Source organism: Cupriavidus sp. GA3-3 (assembly GCF_000389805.1).
GTDB lineage: Bacteria > Pseudomonadota > Gammaproteobacteria > Burkholderiales > Burkholderiaceae > Cupriavidus > Cupriavidus necator_D.
Map to the genome: position 1 here is coordinate 115,244 of NZ_KB944474.1, position 16,999 is coordinate 132,242.

Annotated in this window: 10 protein-coding genes; 6 read left to right on the top strand and 4 right to left on the bottom strand. The window is 69.7% G+C overall.

What is annotated here, in order from left to right:
- The first annotated feature begins 12 nt into the window (after positions 1-12).
- The 3 genes from C265_RS12490 to treY all read left to right on the top strand — a co-directional run bounded on the left by C265_RS12490 (position 13) and on the right by treY (position 7,474).
- The gene (locus tag C265_RS12490; protein WP_010814548.1) at positions 13-2,556 is read left to right on the top strand and encodes a glycogen/starch/alpha-glucan phosphorylase; all 2,544 of its coding nucleotides are present in this window, start codon (positions 13-15) and stop codon (positions 2,554-2,556) included.
- Positions 2,557-2,774: 218 nt separating this feature from the next.
- Positions 2,775-4,781, top strand: a complete 2,007-nt coding sequence (treZ, locus tag C265_RS12495; protein WP_010814549.1) for a malto-oligosyltrehalose trehalohydrolase — start codon at positions 2,775-2,777, stop codon at positions 4,779-4,781.
- The gene (gene treY / locus C265_RS12500) at positions 4,781-7,474 is read left to right on the top strand and encodes a malto-oligosyltrehalose synthase (protein WP_010814550.1); all 2,694 of its coding nucleotides are present in this window, start codon (positions 4,781-4,783) and stop codon (positions 7,472-7,474) included. The genes treZ and treY overlap by 1 nt, the downstream gene beginning before the upstream one ends.
- 32 nt (positions 7,475-7,506) lie before the next feature.
- Here the strand turns inward: treY and C265_RS12505 are convergent, their stop codons facing one another.
- The gene (locus C265_RS12505; RefSeq protein ID WP_010814551.1) at positions 7,507-8,142 is read right to left on the bottom strand and encodes a hypothetical protein; all 636 of its coding nucleotides are present in this window, start codon (positions 8,140-8,142) and stop codon (positions 7,507-7,509) included.
- Between the two features lie 417 nt (positions 8,143-8,559).
- Between C265_RS12505 and C265_RS12510 the strand changes: the two genes are divergently transcribed.
- The 3 genes from C265_RS12510 to C265_RS12520 are packed head-to-tail and all read left to right on the top strand — an operon-like array spanning position 8,560 to position 9,604.
- A complete protein-coding gene (locus C265_RS12510) occupies positions 8,560-8,925 on the top strand; it encodes a BON domain-containing protein (protein ID WP_010814552.1) in 366 nt (121 codons plus the stop codon).
- Between the two features lie 34 nt (positions 8,926-8,959).
- On the top strand, positions 8,960-9,190 hold the full coding sequence (locus C265_RS12515) for a hypothetical protein (protein WP_010814553.1): 231 nt from the start codon (positions 8,960-8,962) through the stop codon (positions 9,188-9,190).
- Between the two features lie 30 nt (positions 9,191-9,220).
- Positions 9,221-9,604: a hypothetical protein gene (locus C265_RS12520; protein WP_010814554.1), complete on the top strand. Its 384-nt coding sequence runs from the start codon at positions 9,221-9,223 to the stop codon at positions 9,602-9,604.
- Between the two features lie 103 nt (positions 9,605-9,707).
- Here C265_RS12520 and C265_RS12525 read toward each other — a convergent pair whose 3' ends face one another.
- From C265_RS12525 to uvrA, 3 genes are all read right to left on the bottom strand, one after another.
- Complete coding sequence (locus C265_RS12525; RefSeq protein ID WP_037024227.1) at positions 9,708-10,568, bottom strand: endonuclease/exonuclease/phosphatase family protein; 861 nt, start codon at positions 10,566-10,568, stop codon at positions 9,708-9,710.
- A 24-nt stretch (positions 10,569-10,592) separates the two neighbouring features.
- Complete coding sequence (locus tag C265_RS12530) at positions 10,593-10,943, bottom strand: hypothetical protein (RefSeq protein WP_010814556.1); 351 nt, start codon at positions 10,941-10,943, stop codon at positions 10,593-10,595.
- 87 nt (positions 10,944-11,030) lie between these two features.
- Entirely contained in the window at positions 11,031-16,892 is a 5,862-nt protein-coding gene (gene uvrA / locus C265_RS12535) for an excinuclease ABC subunit UvrA (protein ID WP_010814557.1), read from the bottom strand.
- Between the last annotated feature and the right edge of the window lie 107 nt (positions 16,893-16,999).

Here is a 16,999-nt window from a genome sequence, read left to right on the forward strand (position 1 = left end):
AGGAGCCTCGCCATGAAGGAATCTGTCCGGCCCGAGCATGCCGATGACACCCGTACCGCCCTGTCCGGCGCCAGCCTGCGCCGGGCCTTCCTCGACCACGTCTTCCATACCCAGGGCAAGCTGCCCGGCCACGCCAGCCAGAACGATCTCTACCAGGCAGCGGCGCATACCGTGCGCGACCGCCTGGTGCAGCGCTGGATCAGCACCGCCGAGGCCTACCTGGGCCAGCCCTCGCGCACCGTCGCCTACCTGTCGGCGGAATTCCTGATGGGCCCGCACCTGGGCAACAACCTGATCAACCTGGGCATCTTCGACGAGGTGCGCGAGGCCATGGCCGCTGCCGGGCTGGATCTAGACCGCATCCTGGAGCAAGAGGTCGAGCCGGGGCTGGGAAATGGCGGCTTGGGCCGGCTCGCGGCCTGCTTCATGGATTCGCTGGCGACGCTGGAAATCCCCGCGCTCGGCTATGGCATCCGCTACGAGTACGGCATCTTCCAGCAGACCATCATCGACGGCATGCAGGTGGAATCCACCGATACCTGGCTGCGCAACGGCAACCCCTGGGAGATCCAGCGCTCAGAGTGGGCCGTGCAGGTGCGCCTGGGCGGGCACACCGAGCACTACACCGACGACCGCGGCCACTACCGCGTACGCTGGGTGCCGGCCAAGACCGTGGTGGGTGTGCCGTTCGACTCGCCGATCCTGGGCTACCGCGTCAATACCGTGAACACCCTGCGGCTGTGGCGCGCGGACGCCACCGAGGCGTTCGACTTCCATACCTTCAACCGCGGCGACTACCTGGGCGCGGTCAGCAAGAAGGTCACTTCCGAGAACCTGACCAAGGTCCTCTACCCCAACGACGAGACCAGCCAGGGCAAGGAGCTGCGGCTGGAGCAGCAATACTTCTTCGTCGCCTGTTCGCTGCAAGACATGCTGCGGCTGCTCGCCGTCGACGGCATCCCGGTGACGCGCTTCCACGAGAAGTTCGCGGTGCAGCTGAACGACACCCACCCGGCCGTGGGCATTGCCGAGCTGATGCGGCTGCTGGTCGACGACCATGACCTGCCCTGGAACGAGGCCTGGCACATCACGCAGAATGCCTTTGCCTACACCAACCACACGCTGCTGCCCGAGGCGCTGGAGCAGTGGCCGCTGCCGCTGTTTGCCCGGGTGCTGCCGCGCCATCTCGAGATCATCCTGGAAATCAACGCGCGCTTGCTGGACGAGGTGCGGATCCGCTTCTACGGCGACGAATCGCGCCTGGCACGGCTGTCGCTGATCAGTGAGTACGGCGAAAAGCAGGTGCGCATGGCCAACCTGGCGTGTGTGGGCAGCCACGCCATCAACGGTGTGGCCGAGCTGCACTCACGGCTGATGCGCGAGGACGTGCTCAAGGATTTCTACGAGATGTGGCCGGAGAAGTTCACCAGCATCACCAATGGCGTGACGCCGCGGCGCTGGCTGGCGCTGTCCAACCCGCGCCTGACGCGGCTGGTGTCGGAGGCGATCGGCGACGGCTGGATCTCCGACCTGGCGCAGCTCCGCGCGCTCGAGCCGTATGCCGAGGACGCGGGCTTTCGCGAACAATGGCAGGCCGCGCGGCACCAGAACAAGGTGGCGCTGGCCGAGCTGGTCCGCGAAACCACCGGCGTGGTGGTGGACCCGTCCTCCATGTTCGATGTGATGGTCAAGCGCATCCACGAATACAAGCGCCAGCACCTGGCGGTGCTGCATGTGATCGCGCTGTACCACCGCATCAAGTCCGACCCCGGCACCGAGATCCAGCCGCGCACCTTCCTGTTCGGCGGCAAGGCGGCGCCGGGCTACGCCTATGCCAAGCTGATGATCCGCTTCATCACCTCGGTGGCCGACGTGGTCAACCGCGACCCGCAGGTGCGCGACCGGCTCAAGGTTGTGTTCCTGCCCAACTTCAATGTCACCTACGGGCAGCGCATCTACCCGGCGGCCGACCTGGCCGAGCAGATCTCGCTGGCGGGCAAGGAAGCGTCCGGCACCGGCAACATGAAGTTCGCGATGAATGGCGCGCTCAATATCGGCACCATGGACGGCGCCAACATCGAGCTGCGCGAAGCCGTGGGCAACGACAACTTCTTCCCGTTCGGCCTGACCGCGCCTGAGGTCTATGCGCTGCGTGCAAGCGGCTACGACCCTGCCGCCTACTACCACGGCAACCCGCAGCTGCGCGCAGTGATCGACCTGGTCCAGCAAGGCTTCTTCTCGCGCGGCGACCCGGCGCTGTTCCGTCCGCTGTTTGACCCGCAGCAGAGGCACGACCCCTACCTGCTGATGGCCGACTTCGCCTCATACATCGAGTGCCAGGAGAAAGTCTCCCAGGCCTTTGCCGAGCCGGCGCGCTGGCAACGCATGTCGGTGCTGTCGTGCGCGCGCTCCGGGCGCTTTTCCTCGGACCGGGCGATCCGCGAGTATTGCGAGCGCATCTGGCACATCGAGCCGGTGCCGGTGCGGCTGCTGCACCGCGCCAGCGGTGCGCCCTGGCAGGTTGAATCTCCGGCGCACGCCCCGCGCGCCGCCTAAGGCGGCACTGCGGGCGTGGGCTAGCGCACGTCCGCATCGCGCAGGTAGTTTCTACAATGGCCCATGTAACAAAGCCCGCGCTGGCGCTTGCCCCCGCCAGCCCGCGGCCTCGCCAAGCGTTGTCCTGCGGGCATGGAGTTCGCATTGTGCCAAGACCGGCCATCCGGCCGGCTCTCCCTTGGCATTCCCCACGGCCGTCCCAAAGCCAGGAGCCGAATTTGCACGCCAACCCGTTTCTGCTCGCCCCCGGCGCCCGCTCCGCCATGCCCAGCCTGGCCCCGCACGACTGCTTTGCAGCGCCCACTGCCGCCGGGCCGCTGGGCCTGCCCGGCAACGACGACAATGCGCACGACTACCTGTTCGGGCCGGCCTGGTTGCCGGACGGCCGCGTGCGGTTCCGCCTGTGGGCCCCGGACGCAGCCGAGCAAGGCCAGGCGGTACGGCTGGAGATCGCCGGGCTCGGTCCGGTGCGCATGGCGGCCGGCGCCAACGGCTGGTTCGAGGCCATCGTTCCGTGCTGCAATGGGGCACGCTACTGGTTCCGGCTTGACGACGGCACCACTGTGCCCGACCCGGCCTCGCGCTGCCAGGCCGACGATGTGCACGGGCCCAGCATCGTGCCCGCGCCCGACGCCGCCGGCGCCTTTGCATGGGCGTGTCCGGACTGGCGCGGGCGCCCCTGGCATGAGGCCATCGTCTATGAGTTGCACGTGGGCCTGTGCGGCGGCTTTGCCGGAGCGGCGCAGCAGCTGCCGCGGCTGGCGGCGCTGGGCTTCACCGCGGTCGAGCTGATGCCGGTGGCGGAGTTCCCCGGCACGCGCAACTGGGGCTATGACGGCGTGCTGCCGTTCGCGCCGGAGTCCGCCTACGGCACCCCGGACGAACTGCGCGCGCTGGTGGACCGCGCCCACCAGCTCGGCATGATGGTGCTGCTGGACGTGGTCTACAACCACTTCGGGCCGGAGGGCAACTACCTGCACCGCTACGCCAGCGCGTTCTTCCGCGCGGACCGGCAGACCCCGTGGGGGCCAGCCATCGATTTCCGCCGGCCGCAGGTGCGGCGCTTTTTCACCGAGAACGCGCGCTACTGGCTGGAGCAGTTCCGCTTCGACGGCCTGCGCCTGGACGCCGTGCACGCGATCGAGGACGAAGGCTGGCTGGCGGCGCTGCCCGGCGAGCTGCGCACCATGCTGGCCGAAGGCGACGGCGCCAGCCGCCATCTCCACCTGGTGCTGGAAAACGACAACAACGATGCCGAACTGCTGGCCAAGGGCTACGACGCACAGTGGAACGATGACGCCCACCATGCCCTGCACGTGCTGCTGACCGGCGAGGGCGACGGCTATTACTGCGACTACACCCGCTGCGCCGATGAGGGCGAGGATGCGCCCGCGGGGCGCGGCGAGCCCGCGCTGCGCCACCTTGCGCGCGTGCTGGGCGAAGGCTTTGCCTACCAGGGCGAGTTGTCGGCGCACCGCTCCGCCGCCGCGCCGGGCGTGCCGTCAAGCGCGGACAGCGTGCGCCGCGGCCAGCCCAGCGCGCACCTGCCGCCCACGGCCTTCGTCTGCTTCCTGCAGAACCACGACCAGACCGGCAACCGCGCACTGGGCGACCGGCTGGCCGGCCTGGCGGACCGCAATGCGCTGCGCGCGGCGGTGGCGCTGCAGCTGCTGTGCCCGCAGGTGCCGCTGGTGTTCATGGGCGAGGAAACCGGCACGCAGCGGCCCTTCCTCTACTTCACCAGCCACCCGCCCGAACTGGCGCAGGCCGTGCGCGACGGCCGGCGCCGCGAGTTTGCGGCTTCCACGGCATTCCGCGACGATACGCGCGCCGCGGCCATCCCCGATCCCAACGACCCGGCCACCTTCGAGGCGTCGCGCCCCGAGCTGGAAGACGACGGCGACTGGACTCCGTACTACCACGAGCTGCTCGCGGTGCGCCGCCGTGAACTGCTGGACCGGCTGGCCGGCTGCCAGTCGGCCGGCGTTGATATCCTGGGGCCGGCCGCGCTGTGCGCACGCTGGCGGCTGATGGACGGCATGGAGCTGAGCCTGTGGCTGAACCTGGGCAGCGAAGCCGTGCCATGCATGCGGCCATGCCACGACATGAGCGCGGCGCTGCATGAAAGCCTGCCCGGCGCCGCGGCCGAGCTGTCCGCGGGCATGCTGCCGCCGCTGGCCTGCGTCGCCACCATGTGCGAGCCCGCAGCGGCGCGCGCCAGATAATGCCCGCCGGCTTGCCGGAATCCCTGCCAGGCAGCCATGGCGATGGCGATGGCGGCGACCATGACCTGCCCCGCGCCACCGCACGGCTGCAGCTGCACCCGGGCTTTACCTTTGCCGATGCTGCTGCCGTGGTCGACTACTACGCCGCGCTCGGCGTCAGCCACCTGTACCTGTCGCCTGTGTGCAGCGCGCGGCCCGCCTCCACCCATGGCTACGATGTCACCGACTTCACCCGCGTGCGCGACGAGCTGGGCGGCGAGCCCGGCCTGAAAGCGCTGGCCGGGCGCGCCCGCGCCGCCGGCCTCGGCCTGGTGCTGGACATCGTGCCCAACCACATGGCGGCCGACCCCACCCACAACCACTGGTGGCGCGACGTGCTGACCCACGGACGCGCCAGCCGCTGCGCCGCCAGCTTCGACATCGACTGGACCCCGCGCGACCCCGCCCTGCATGGCAAGGTGCTGCTGCCGATGCTGGGCCAGTCCTACTGGGACACGCTGGTGGCGGGCGAGCTGCAATGGGTGCCTGCAAGCGCAGACGATGCCGCCCACCTGCGCTACTTCGAGCACTCGCTGCCGCTGGCGCCGGGCAGCGTGGATGCCGCCGCCGCAACCCAGCCCGGCTGGTACGACCCCACGCAGGCCGAAGGCCGCACCCGGCTGCACGCACTGCTGGAGCGCCAGCACTACCGGCTGACCTGGTGGCGCACCGCCGCCGCGGCACTGAACTGGCGGCGCTTTTTCGAGATCAGCGATCTCGTCGGCGTGCGCGAGGAAGACCCGCAGGTATTCGACGCCGTCCACGCGCTGGTCTTCCGCCTGCTGCGCGAAGGCTGGATCGACGGCGTGCGTGTCGATCATGTCGACGGCCTGGCCGATCCTGCCGGCTACTGCCGCCGGCTGCGCGCCGAACTGGACCGGCACGCCGCCGCGCGCCCGCCGTTGCTGCGGCTGGCGCACCCGTGGCTGGTGGTCGAGAAGATCCTGGGCCCGCGCGAACGGCTGGCGCCGGACTGGCAGGTGGATGGCACCACGGGCTACGACTTCATGGACGAGGTTGCCGCCGTGCTGCACGACGGCAACGGCGAGGCGCCGCTGGGCGCGCTGTGGACTTCGGCCAGCGGCGATGCGCGCCCGTATGCCGCCCATGTCGCGGCGGCACGGCGCCAGGTGCTGGAGCGGCACCTGGTAACCGAGTACGAAGGCGCCGCCGCCTGCCTGCACGACTGCGCGAAGCAGGAGCCCGGCACGCGTGACCTGACACGCGCGGCGCTGCGGCGCGCGCTGGCCGCGCTGATGGCGGCGGTGCCCGTCTACCGCAGCTACTTTGACGCGCAACCCGGCGCACGCGACGCCTCTGCCGCACAGGCCGACCATGCCATGCTGGACCAGGCCATGCAGGCGGCACGCGCCGACCTCGCCCCGGACGAGGCCGTGGCACTGGCCTTTATCGGCGGCTGCCTGCGCACGCCAGCCCCGCCCGACAGCGAAACCGGCGTGCTGCGCCGCCGCCTGCAGCAACTGATGCCCGCCCTGGCAGCCAAGGCCGGCGAAGACACCGCGTTCTACCGCTACGGGCGGCTGCTGTCGCGCAACGAGGTAGGCAGCGACCCCGGCACGCTGGCGCTGCCGCCGGCGCAGTTCCACGCGCGCATGGCGGCGCGGCGCATGGCCTGTCCTCATGCCATGCTGGCCACTGCGACCCACGACCACAAGCGCGGCGAGGACACACGCATGCGCCTGGCCGTGCTGAGCGAGATGCCCGCTGCCTGGGCCGAGGCCGTGGCGGCATGGGAACGCGCCTGCGCACCGCTGCTGTCGACGCTGCCGCAGGCCCCGGACCCCGGCGACCGCCTGATGCTGTACCAGACCCTGGTCGGCGCGTGGCCGATGGAGGACATCGGCAAGCCTGCAGGCAGCAACACCGTCGAGGCCTTCCTGGAGCGCGTGTCCGCGTGGCAGCTCAAGGCCATCCGCGAAGCCAAGCGCCACGGCAACTGGACCTGCCCCGACGCAGCCTACGAAGCCGCGTGCGAGGGCTTCCTGCGCGCCATCGCGGCGGACTGGCCATCGGGTGTGCTGGCGCATATCGGCCAGTTTGCGCAGCACATTGCCGTGGCAGGCGCCGTCAACAGCCTGGCACAGGTGCTGGTCCAGCTGACCGCACCAGGCATCCCCGACCGCTACCAGGGATGCGAAGGCTGGGACCTGAGCCTGGTAGACCCCGACAACCGGCGCCCGCCCGATTTTGCGCAACTGCGCGCGCGCCTGGGCTGCAGCGCTGGCTGGGCCCACTGGCTGGCGCACTGGCGCGACGGGCGCATCAAGCAGCAGCTGATACGCCAGGTGCTGGCAGTACGCCACGCCCATCCCCGGCTCTTTGCCGACGGGCAATACAGCATGCTGGCGGCGCAAGGCGCGCTGGTGCCGCAGGTGCTGGCCTTTGCCCGCACCGCGGATGCGCACCAGGCCATCACCGTGGTGACGCGGCTGGTGGCCACGCAGGTCGACCCGACCATGCCGCGCATCCCGCCCGCGGGCTGGGGCGACACCGCCCTGAACGTGGGCGCGCCGCAGCCGAGCCGCTGGACCGATGCGCTGACCGGCCACGTGCTGGACGCACCCATGGGCCGGCTGCGCCTGCGCGAGGTGCTGGGCGGCTTGCCGGTGGCGCTGCTGCTGCGCCAGCCGTAAGCGGCCCAGGGGCAGCGCGAACGCTCGCGGCCTCAGGACTTCTGCACCGCCGTGTGCAACACGATCGGCGTCAGCGGGCCATGGTGATGGCGTGGCGTGCCATGCGGCGCCGCCTGGCCGTGCTGCGGCGGCTGCGCGCCGTCGTGCGGCCCGCGCCTCGCCTGGCCGGGCGAAGCGCCGCGTTCCTGCGGCAGGTAGGGCCGGATCACGACGGCAACGTAATCGTCCTCCTTGGGCGTGACAACGATATACGCCAGGCCCGACATCACCAGGCCGACCTCACCGAGCTCGGTCGCGATGCGCGCCACGATAAAGCGCTGCAGCAGCAGCGGGTTGACGCTGTCGTCAATCGCAAGCGCGGCCGTGCAGATGGTCAGGAAGCAGCGCTCGACCTCGCGGCACACCACCACCACCTCATCGATGGCGTAGCCCGAGCGGCTGGCGCGCACCAGCACCGACACCCCCGAGCTGGGCGCGGCGCGGTGCCAGCCCGGCTTGACCTTGAAGCTGGGCAGGGCCAGGCCGGAGCCGGTGTCGTGGGCCACGGCATTGAAGCGCTGGGCGAAGTCCGTGGGCGTCATCGCAAGCAGCTGGCGCTCCACCGGCGCCGAAGACACCGAGACGGACGAGGCCAGGACGACGGTGGACAGGATGCTGGCTAGGTTCATGACTACCTCGCAACGGATGAGCCGCTCCCCCCGGCTGCGCTGTCGGGCCCGGCGGCACGCGGCGCACAGGGGGCCGCCGCGGCATGGGGCCGGCGTTGCGGGCTGTGCTCGCCGGCACTTGCCGCTCGCCAGTTTTTGCCAGCATTTCCTCCACTATAGACACGACGGCACGCAATCACACGACGGCGCAAGCATCGCGCCGGTCATGCCGCGCGGGCGCTGGCAGGCTGCACATGCAGTTTCTGCCGCGGCTGTAAAAACTACGCCGTGTGCGCCGAACCGGCAGCGTCGCAAGCCGCACAGGACCCTGCTCCGCACCGGCGGCGCCGGCGCCGGCGCCGGGAACGGAGCTTGCAGGTCAAAGACAGATGCGGAGCAGGAATCGCCCTGCCCGCTGCCAAGTACAGGAGGATCGTCATGACACCACGCTTCCGCATCGCCCGCCTGGCGCTGCCTCTGGCGGTGCTGGCGATGGCCGCCTCCCAGGCCGTTGCGGCCGCCCCGACCGATGCGCCGGCGGCGCCGTCATCAACGGGCCGCACGGCCGCGCCGCGCGACACCGCAGCCGCCAGCGACCGCGCCATCACTGCCGAAGTCCAGGCCCGCCTGGCCAACGCGCGCACGCTGGACCCCGCCAGGATCCGCGTATCCACCACTGACGGCGTGGTCAAGCTGGAAGGCACCGTGCGCGACGATAAACAGCGTACGATGGCAATGGAACTGGCTCGTTCGGTGCGCGGTGTGAGCGCCGTATCCGACGAGCTGCGCGCCGGCACCGACTGACCGGCAGCGCCATGCCAACCTCCGTGGAGACGCCATGAGCACCCATCGCCAGCCCGACCATGACACCACGCGACGCCGCAGCGAGCGTCCCGACCCGCACAAGGGCGGCCCCGACACCGAACATGAACGGGGCAAGCCCGGGCGCGACCGCCGCCACGATGTCGAGCGCGAGCATGACATCCCGGATGAGAACACCGAGCCGCCTTCAGTCAGGCGCCGCGGCGACAGGCCCGATGACAGCGAAGCGCCAGTGGAGAACCACTGAATCCGCCGAGCCAACCGAACAGGAGGCACGATGAGCAAGACCGTACGTACCCACCGTATCGGCCCACGCCACGGTGACCGTGTGGGCGGCACCGCGCCCGCGCCGCGCGAAGGCGCGCAGGCTTCCGCCGGCCGCCGTTCGCGCGAGAACACCGCGTCCGGTGCCGCGCGCGCCGACGCGGGCCATATCCCGAGCACGCTCGACCCCGATCTCGAACAGGAAACCGACGATATCGACGAAGAAATCGAGCAGCGCGAGAACGAGGCCCACACCGCGCAGGATGAGGAAAGCCCGGAGGAAGAGATCGCCGATGAAGTGATGCATGCCGCCGAAGACCTGCCGGCCGAAGTGCCGGTCGACAAGGCCGACCACACCGATGAGCGCGAGGAACGCCCACCCCGCGCACCGCGTTAGCTAGCGCCCGGCAAGGACGTATCCGTGCGGCAAGACGAACGGGGGCCCCGGTGCGCCCGGAATCCCCGTCTTGATCCGGCCGGGACGCTCATCAAAGCCACCGCTATGTCGTACTGAGGTCTCCACCGTCATACTGCGGCGCTGCGGGCACCTCAAAGCGAGCCAGCAGCGGCAGGTGGTCGGAGGCGACGCGCGCCAGCGGCGAACGGTGGCTGGCCACCGACACCAGGTGCGCGCGCGGCGACACCCAGATGCGATCGAGGGCAAACACCGGCCAGCGCGACGGGAAGGTGGCGGTGTGCGGCGCATGCTCGAAATACGCATGCAGCCAGCGCAATGGCCGGCCCCACAGGAACCATTCATTGACGTCACCGAGCAGGATGGTCGGCAACGGCGGTGCGGCGGCCACGTAGTTGAGCAACTGCTGCACCTGGCGCCGGCGCTCACCGGGGCGCAGGCCCAGGTGGGTGGCAATCACGCGCAGCGCGCTCTCCCAGCCCGAGGCCGTGCACGCCAGCGTGACATCGATGGCACCGCGCGGCTCGCAGCCCTTCACCGTCAGGTCGATCTGGTTCACCGCCTGCGGCGCAAAGCGCGCCAGCAGCGCATTGCCATAGTCGGCATTGCCGCGCACGCGCGTAAATCCAGAGACCACGTGCATGCCGGTATGGCCGGCCAGGTATTCCAGGGTATGGTCGTTGCTGCTGCCGGATTCCACTTCCTGCAGCGCGACGATATCGGCGTCCAGTTCCTCCAGCACCGCTGCGATGCGGTCAGGCCGATAGCGGCGGTCCGTGCCCACGGCGCGGTGGATGTTGTAGCTGACCACCGTCATGCTGGCGATGCCGGCCGCGTCCGCCGCGCAGTGCAGCCCTGCCCGCGCGCTGGCGACCGCAGGCGTGTCGCCAGGGTCACGCGCCTGGGCAGGATTTACAAGAGGCGGTAAGTCCGGTTGCATTCGCATGGCCGGCAGCGCTGGCCGCTATGCTCAGGCGCCATCCAGGAACGGGTTCGGCTTGCCGATGCGGCGGCCGAGGTCTGGGCTTTCCCAACGTGCGCCCTCCGTGTATGGATCCGGGGCGCGCTGCATGGTCGTGCCAGGCACGCCAGGCTGCGCCGGCACGGTCGAAGGCTGGGCCTCTGGCGCGGGTGCCAGGTCGGTCCGGGTGGGGGCGTTGGCGCCCTGGGTGTACGGGTCGAACTTGTCGGTGCTGCGCGCGCCTTGCGAATACGGGTCATAGGTGCCGCGCGGCGTGCCCGGCGCCTGCGCCAGGGCGGGGATTGCGGCAGCGGCCAGGGCCACGGCCGCAAGGATTCGGCTGGGACGGATATGCTTCATGGTTACCTCCGGTTGCGCGCGATGTGCGCGCCAGTAGCCATGGTCAAGCGAAAGGCGTGCCCGTACGCCCTTCGCTGCGCCAATCCCTCAGGCGATGCTCACCTTGCCTGCCCCGGCATTGCCCCGTGCCAGCACCGGCACCAGCGCTGCACCGGTATGGCTGGCCGCATTGCGCGACAAGGCCTCCGGATCGGCCGCGCCGACAATGGCGCCCCCGCCCGCACCGCCTTCGGGGCCAAGGTCGATGATCCAGTCGGCCTCGGCAATCACGTCGAGGTCATGCTCGATCACCACCACGCTGTGCCCGCCGTCCGTGAGCCGATGCAGCACGCGGATCAGGCGCGCCACGTCGGCCATATGCAGGCCCACGGTGGGCTCGTCCAGCACGTACAGCGTATGCGGCGCCTTCTGGCCACGTCGCGTGATGTCGTCGCGCACCTTGCTCAGTTCAGTCACCAGCTTGATGCGCTGCGCCTCGCCGCCGGACAGCGTTGGCGACGGCTGGCCCAGCGTCAGGTAGCCCAGGCCCACGTCCTTCATCAGCTGCAGCGGATGGGCGATGTTCGACATGGCCGAGAAGAACTCCACCGCCTCGTCGATCTCCATCGTCAGCACGTCGCCGATATTCTTGCCGCGCCAGGTGACCGCCAGGGTCTCGGGGTTGAAGCGCTGGCCGTGGCAGACATCGCACGGCACCTTCACATCCGGCAGGAAGCTCATGCCGATGGTGCGCACGCCCTGCCCTTCGCATGCCGGGCAACGCCCGTCGCCGGTGTTGAACGAGAAACGCGACGCCGTGTAGCCGCGTGCGCGCGCTTCCAGCGTATCGGCAAAGAGCCGGCGAATGGTGTCCCACACGCCGATATAGGTGGCCGGGCATGAGCGCGGCGTCTTGCCGATCGGGGTCTGGTCCACCTCCAGCACGCGGTCGATCGATTCCCAGCCGGTGACGGCGTCGCAGCCATGCCAGTTGTGCTCGACATTGAGCGGCTTCCTGGCGCTCGACTTGGCTGCCTTGGCCTCATCCTTCGCAGCGTTGCGCGCGCGCCGGGTCGCCGGCGACGACAGCACCGAGCGGCCCACCGCATCGAGCAGGTTGGTCATCAGCACATCGCGCGCCAGCGTGGACTTGCCCGAACCGGACACGCCGGTAATGGCCACCAGCCGCGACAGCGGAATGCGCGCCGTCACCTTGCGCAGGTTATGCAGCGACGCGCCGTGCACGGTCAGCCATTCCGGCGGATCGGCGGGCTTGCCGGCGGCGCCGGGCTTCACCTTGCGCCTGGCCTGCAGCGGATGGATGATCGGGTGCGCCAGGAACTGCCCGGTGGTGGAGTCCGGCGCCGCCGACAGGTCGGCCACGCCGCCCTGTGCCACCAGCGTGCCGCCGCGCTTGCCCGCACCGGGGCCGATATCGATGATGTGGTCGGCACGGCGGATGGTGTCTTCATCATGCTCGACCACCACCAGCGTATTGCCCTTGTCGCCGAGCTTGCGCAGCGCGTCCAGCAGGATCTGGTTGTCGCGCGGATGCAGGCCGATGGTGGGCTCGTCCAGCACGTAGCAGACGCCCTGCAGGTTGCTGCCCAGCTGCGCGGCCAGGCGGATGCGCTGGGCCTCGCCGCCAGACAGGCTGGGCGCGGCACGGTCCAGGCTCAGGTAGCCCAGCCCCACTTCCTCCAGGAACTGCAGGCGGCTGCCGATCTCGCTGATGACATCGCGGGCGATCTCGGCATCGCGCCCCGTGAGGCGCAGGCCATCGACCCAGCGGCGGGTATCGGACACGGTCCACTGCGCTACGTCGACGATTGCATTCTCGTCGAAGGTCACCGCGCGCGCGACCAGGTTCAGGCGCGTGCCGTGGCAATCCGGGCACGGCGTGTCGACCACGCCTTCGGGCTCCTGCTCTTCCGACGGCAGGCTCTGCTCGCGGCCGCGGTTGTCTTCCACCAGCACGGTATCGTCGAACGCCGCGCGCTGCTCGCGCGTCAGTGCCAGCCCGGTGCCCACGCAGGTGGTGCACCAGCCGTGCTTGCTGTTGTACGAGAACATGCGCGGGTCCAGCTCAGGGTAGCTGGTGCCGCACACCGGGCAGGCGCGCTTGGTCGAGAACACCTTGACCTCGCCCACGTGCGCGGTGCCGCCGTTGTGCATGGCGTGGTGCAGGCCGTCCAGCGGCGCCAGCAGGTGCATCACGCCCTTGCCGGCCTCAAGCGTCTGCGCCAGCAGCGCGCGCAACTCGGCCTCGTTCTCAGGCGAGACCACCAGGTCGCCCACCGGCAGCTCGATGGTGTGCTCGCGGAAGCGGTCCAGCCGCGGCCACGGGTCGACCGGCAGGAATTCGCCATCGACACGCAGGTGAGTATTGCCGCGCGCCTTGGCCCACTTGGCCAGGTCGGTATAGACCCCCTTGCGGTTGACCACCAGCGGCGCCAGCAGCCCCACGTGCTGGCCGCGATGGTCGCGCAGCAGCTGGGCGGCAATCGACTCCGGGCTCTGCGAGGTCACCGGCGCGCCGTCATGCACGCAATGCTGGATGCCCAGCTTGACGTACAGCAGGCGCAGGAAGTGCCAGACCTCGGAGGTGGTCGCCACCGTGCTCTTGCGGCCGCCGCGCGACAGGCGCTGCTCGATCGCCACCGTCGGCGGGATGCCGTAGACCGCATCCACCTCGGGCCGGCCCGCCGGCTGCACGATGGAACGCGCATAGGCATTAAGCGACTCCAGGTAGCGGCGCTGGCCTTCGTGGAACAGGATGTCGAAGGCCAGCGTCGACTTGCCCGATCCGGACACACCGGTGACCACGTTGAACTTGCCGTGCGGAATATCGACGTTGAGCGCCTTCAGGTTGTGCTCATGCGCATTGACGATGCGCACCACGTCCTCGCCCTCGACCTCGCGGCGCGCGCGCCGTGCCTGCAGCGCGGCCTGCAGCGGCACGCCTTCGATCTCGGCGCGCTCGGCGGCCAGCGTGCCGGCCTCGCCGAGCGCCGCGTCATAGTGGATCAGCGCCTGGCCGGTATGCGATTCGGCGCAGCGCTTCACGTCTTCCGGGGTGCCGGTGCAGACCACGCGCCCGCCGGCGTCGCCGCCCTCGGGGCCAAGGTCGATCAGCCAGTCCGCGGCGCGGATCACGTCCAGGTTGTGCTCGATCACGATCAGCGAATGGCCGCCGTCCAGCAGCTTGCCGAAGGCGCGCATCAGCTTGGCGATATCGTCGAAGTGCAGGCCCGTGGTCGGCTCGTCGAACATGAACAGCCGGCGCGGGATGGCGCTGGGCCGGGTCCGCGACGGCGTGGCCTGCACCGCTTCGGCGAGGAAGCCGGCCAGCTTCAGGCGCTGCGCCTCGCCGCCCGACAGCGTCGGCACCGGCTGGCCCAGCTTCATGTATTCCAGGCCGACATCGACGATGGGCTGCAGCACGCGCAGCACCGCGGGGTCGGCGGCAAAGCAGGCGGCCGCTTCGCTGACGGTCAGCTCCAGCACGTCGGCAATGCTCAGCAAGCGCGGCGGCTGGCCGAGGGCGGCACGCTCGATCTTCACTTCCAGCACTTCGGGGCGATAGCGGGTGCCGTCGCAATCCGGGCAGCGCAGGTAGACATCGCTCAGGAACTGCATCTCGACATGCTCGAAGCCCGAGCCGCCGCAGGTCGGGCAACGCCCGTCGCCCGAGTTGAAGCTGAAGGTGCCCGCGGTGTAGCTGCGCTGCAGCGCCATCGGCGCCTTGGCGAAGATCTTGCGGATCTCGTCGAACGCGCCCACGTAGCTGGCCGGGTTGGAACGCGCGGTCTTGCCGATCGGCGACTGGTCGACAAAGACCACATCGTCGACCAGGTCCGCGCCGGTCAGCTGGCGGAACGCGCCCGGCGACTCGGTGGCCTTGCCGAAGTGGCGCACCATGGCCGGATGCAGCACGTCCTGCAGCAGCGTGGACTTGCCCGAACCCGACACGCCGGTCACGCACACCAGCCGCTGCAGCGGGATCTCGACCGTGACGTCCTGCAGATTGTGCTCGGTGGCGCCTTCCAGCACGATGCGCGGCAGCTTGGCATCCACCGGTCGGCGCTGCCAGTGCGAGGCATCGGCCACGCGGCGGCGCCCGCCCAGGTACTCGCCGGTCAGCGTGCCGGCATTGCGGATGTCCGCCGGCGTGCCGTCGAAGATGATATTGCCGCCGCGCTCGCCGGGGCCCGGGCCCATGTCGATCAGTCGGTCGGCAGCCAGCATCACGGACGGATCGTGCTCAACCACCACCAGCGTGTTGCCCGCATCGCGCAGCCGGTGCATGGCCTCGACAATGCGGTTCAGGTCGCGCGGGTGCAGGCCAATGCTGGGCTCGTCCAGCACGAACAAGGTGTTGACCAGCGAGGTACCCAGCGCCGTGGTCAGGTTGATACGCTGCACCTCGCCGCCGGACAGCGTGCGGCTCTGGCGGTCCAGCGTCAGGTAGCCCAAACCCACGTCGCACAGGTATTTCAGGCGCGTGCGCACCTCGGCCAGCAGCAGCTTGAGGGCATCGTCCAGCATCGCGCTGGGCAGGGTCAGCTCGTCGAAGAAACGGCGGATGCGCTCGATCGGCAACAGCATCAGGTCATGCACGGTCAGGCCGGGCAAAGCCTCCAGCCGGGTGCGGTCCCAGTCCACCCCGCGCGGCAGGAAGCGGCGCGGCGGCGCCAGCACGGCGTCGGCATTGTCCTTCGAGCCCAGGCGCCACAGCAGCGACTCGGTCTTCAGGCGTGCGCCGCCGCAGGTTTCGCACGGCGTGTAGCTGCGGTACTTCGACAGCAGCACGCGGATGTGCATCTTGTACGCCTTCGACTCCAGGTAGTTGAAGAACCGCATCACGCCGTACCAGTGCTTGTTCCACTGGCCGGTCCAGTCCGGCGAGCCATGGATGACCCAGTGGCGCTCGGCCTCGGTCATCTCCGCCCAGGGGGTGTCGCGCGGAATGCCGGCCTTGCCCGCGTAGCGCATCAGGTCGTCCTGGCACTCCTTCCAGGCCGGGGTCTGCATCGGCTTGATCGCGCCCCCGCGCAGCGTCTTGCGCGCGTCGGGGATCACCAGGCCAAGATCGACGCCGATCACGCGGCCGAAGCCGCGGCAGGTCTCGCACGCGCCGTAGGCGGAGTTGAACGAGAACAGCGCCGGCTGCGGGTCCGCATAGCGCAGGTCGCTGTCGGGGCCGTGCAGGCCGGTGGAAAAGCGCCATACGGGGCCCTCGTCGCTGTCAGCCAGCACATAGATGTTGACGCGGCCGCCGCCGCGCTTGAGCGAAGCTTCGATCGCCTCCACCACGCGCACCTTCTCCGCATTGCCGATGCGGAAGCGGTCCGCCACCACATCGAGCAGCTTGCGTGCGCCGGTGGGCGACTGCACCACGCGCTGCGCCTGCACGCGCGTATAGCCGCTGACCGACAGCCACTGCTGGACCTCTTCGTCGGTGGCGGACTCGGGCAGTTCGACCGGGAAGGTCACCACGAGGCGCGCGTCGTGATGCGGCTGGCCCTCGGCCGTGCGCGCCAGCAGCTCGGCGTAGATGGTTTCGGGCGAGTCATGGCGCACCGGCAGCGCGGTCTGCTTGTCGAACAGCTCCGCCGCGCGCGCATAGAGCAGCTTCAGGTGGTCATTCAGCTCCGTCATCGTGCCCACCGTCGAACGCGAGCTGCGCACCGGGTTGGTCTGGTCGATGGCGATGGCGGGCGGCACCCCGTCCACGCGCTCCACCTGGGGCCGGTCCATCCGGTCCAGGAACTGGCGGGCGTAGGCGCTGAAGGTCTCGACGTAGCGGCGCTGGCCTTCGGCATAGAGCGTGTCGAACACCAGGCTGGACTTGCCCGAGCCGGACGGCCCGGTCACCACGGTCATCTCGCCGGGGCGCAGGTCGAGATCGACATTCTTGAGGTTGTGCTGGCGGGCGCCGCGAATGCGGATTAGCTGCTTGCTCGACACGATTTCTCTTTTCGAATCAGGACGTTAAGGAGGAGACCGGGGACGGTCCGACCACTGTACATCCATACAGTCTATCAGGTTGGAAAAGAATTGGTATCGATCACGTC

Bases quoted from the DNA above. Each gene is read 5' to 3' on its own strand.
- C265_RS12490 (WP_010814548.1), top strand. From the start codon at position 13: ATGAAGGAATCTGTCCGGCCCGAGCATGCCGATGACACCCGTACCGCC.
- treY (WP_010814550.1), top strand. From the start codon at position 4,781: ATGCCCGCCGGCTTGCCGGAATCCCTGCCAGGCAGCCATGGCGATGGC.
- C265_RS12505 (WP_010814551.1), bottom strand. From the start codon at position 8,142: ATGAACCTAGCCAGCATCCTGTCCACCGTCGTCCTGGCCTCGTCCGTC.
- C265_RS12510 (WP_010814552.1), top strand. From the start codon at position 8,560: ATGACACCACGCTTCCGCATCGCCCGCCTGGCGCTGCCTCTGGCGGTG.
- C265_RS12515 (WP_010814553.1), top strand. From the start codon at position 8,960: ATGAGCACCCATCGCCAGCCCGACCATGACACCACGCGACGCCGCAGC.
- C265_RS12520 (WP_010814554.1), top strand. From the start codon at position 9,221: ATGAGCAAGACCGTACGTACCCACCGTATCGGCCCACGCCACGGTGAC.
- C265_RS12525 (WP_037024227.1), bottom strand. From the start codon at position 10,568: ATGCGAATGCAACCGGACTTACCGCCTCTTGTAAATCCTGCCCAGGCG.
- C265_RS12530 (WP_010814556.1), bottom strand. From the start codon at position 10,943: ATGAAGCATATCCGTCCCAGCCGAATCCTTGCGGCCGTGGCCCTGGCC.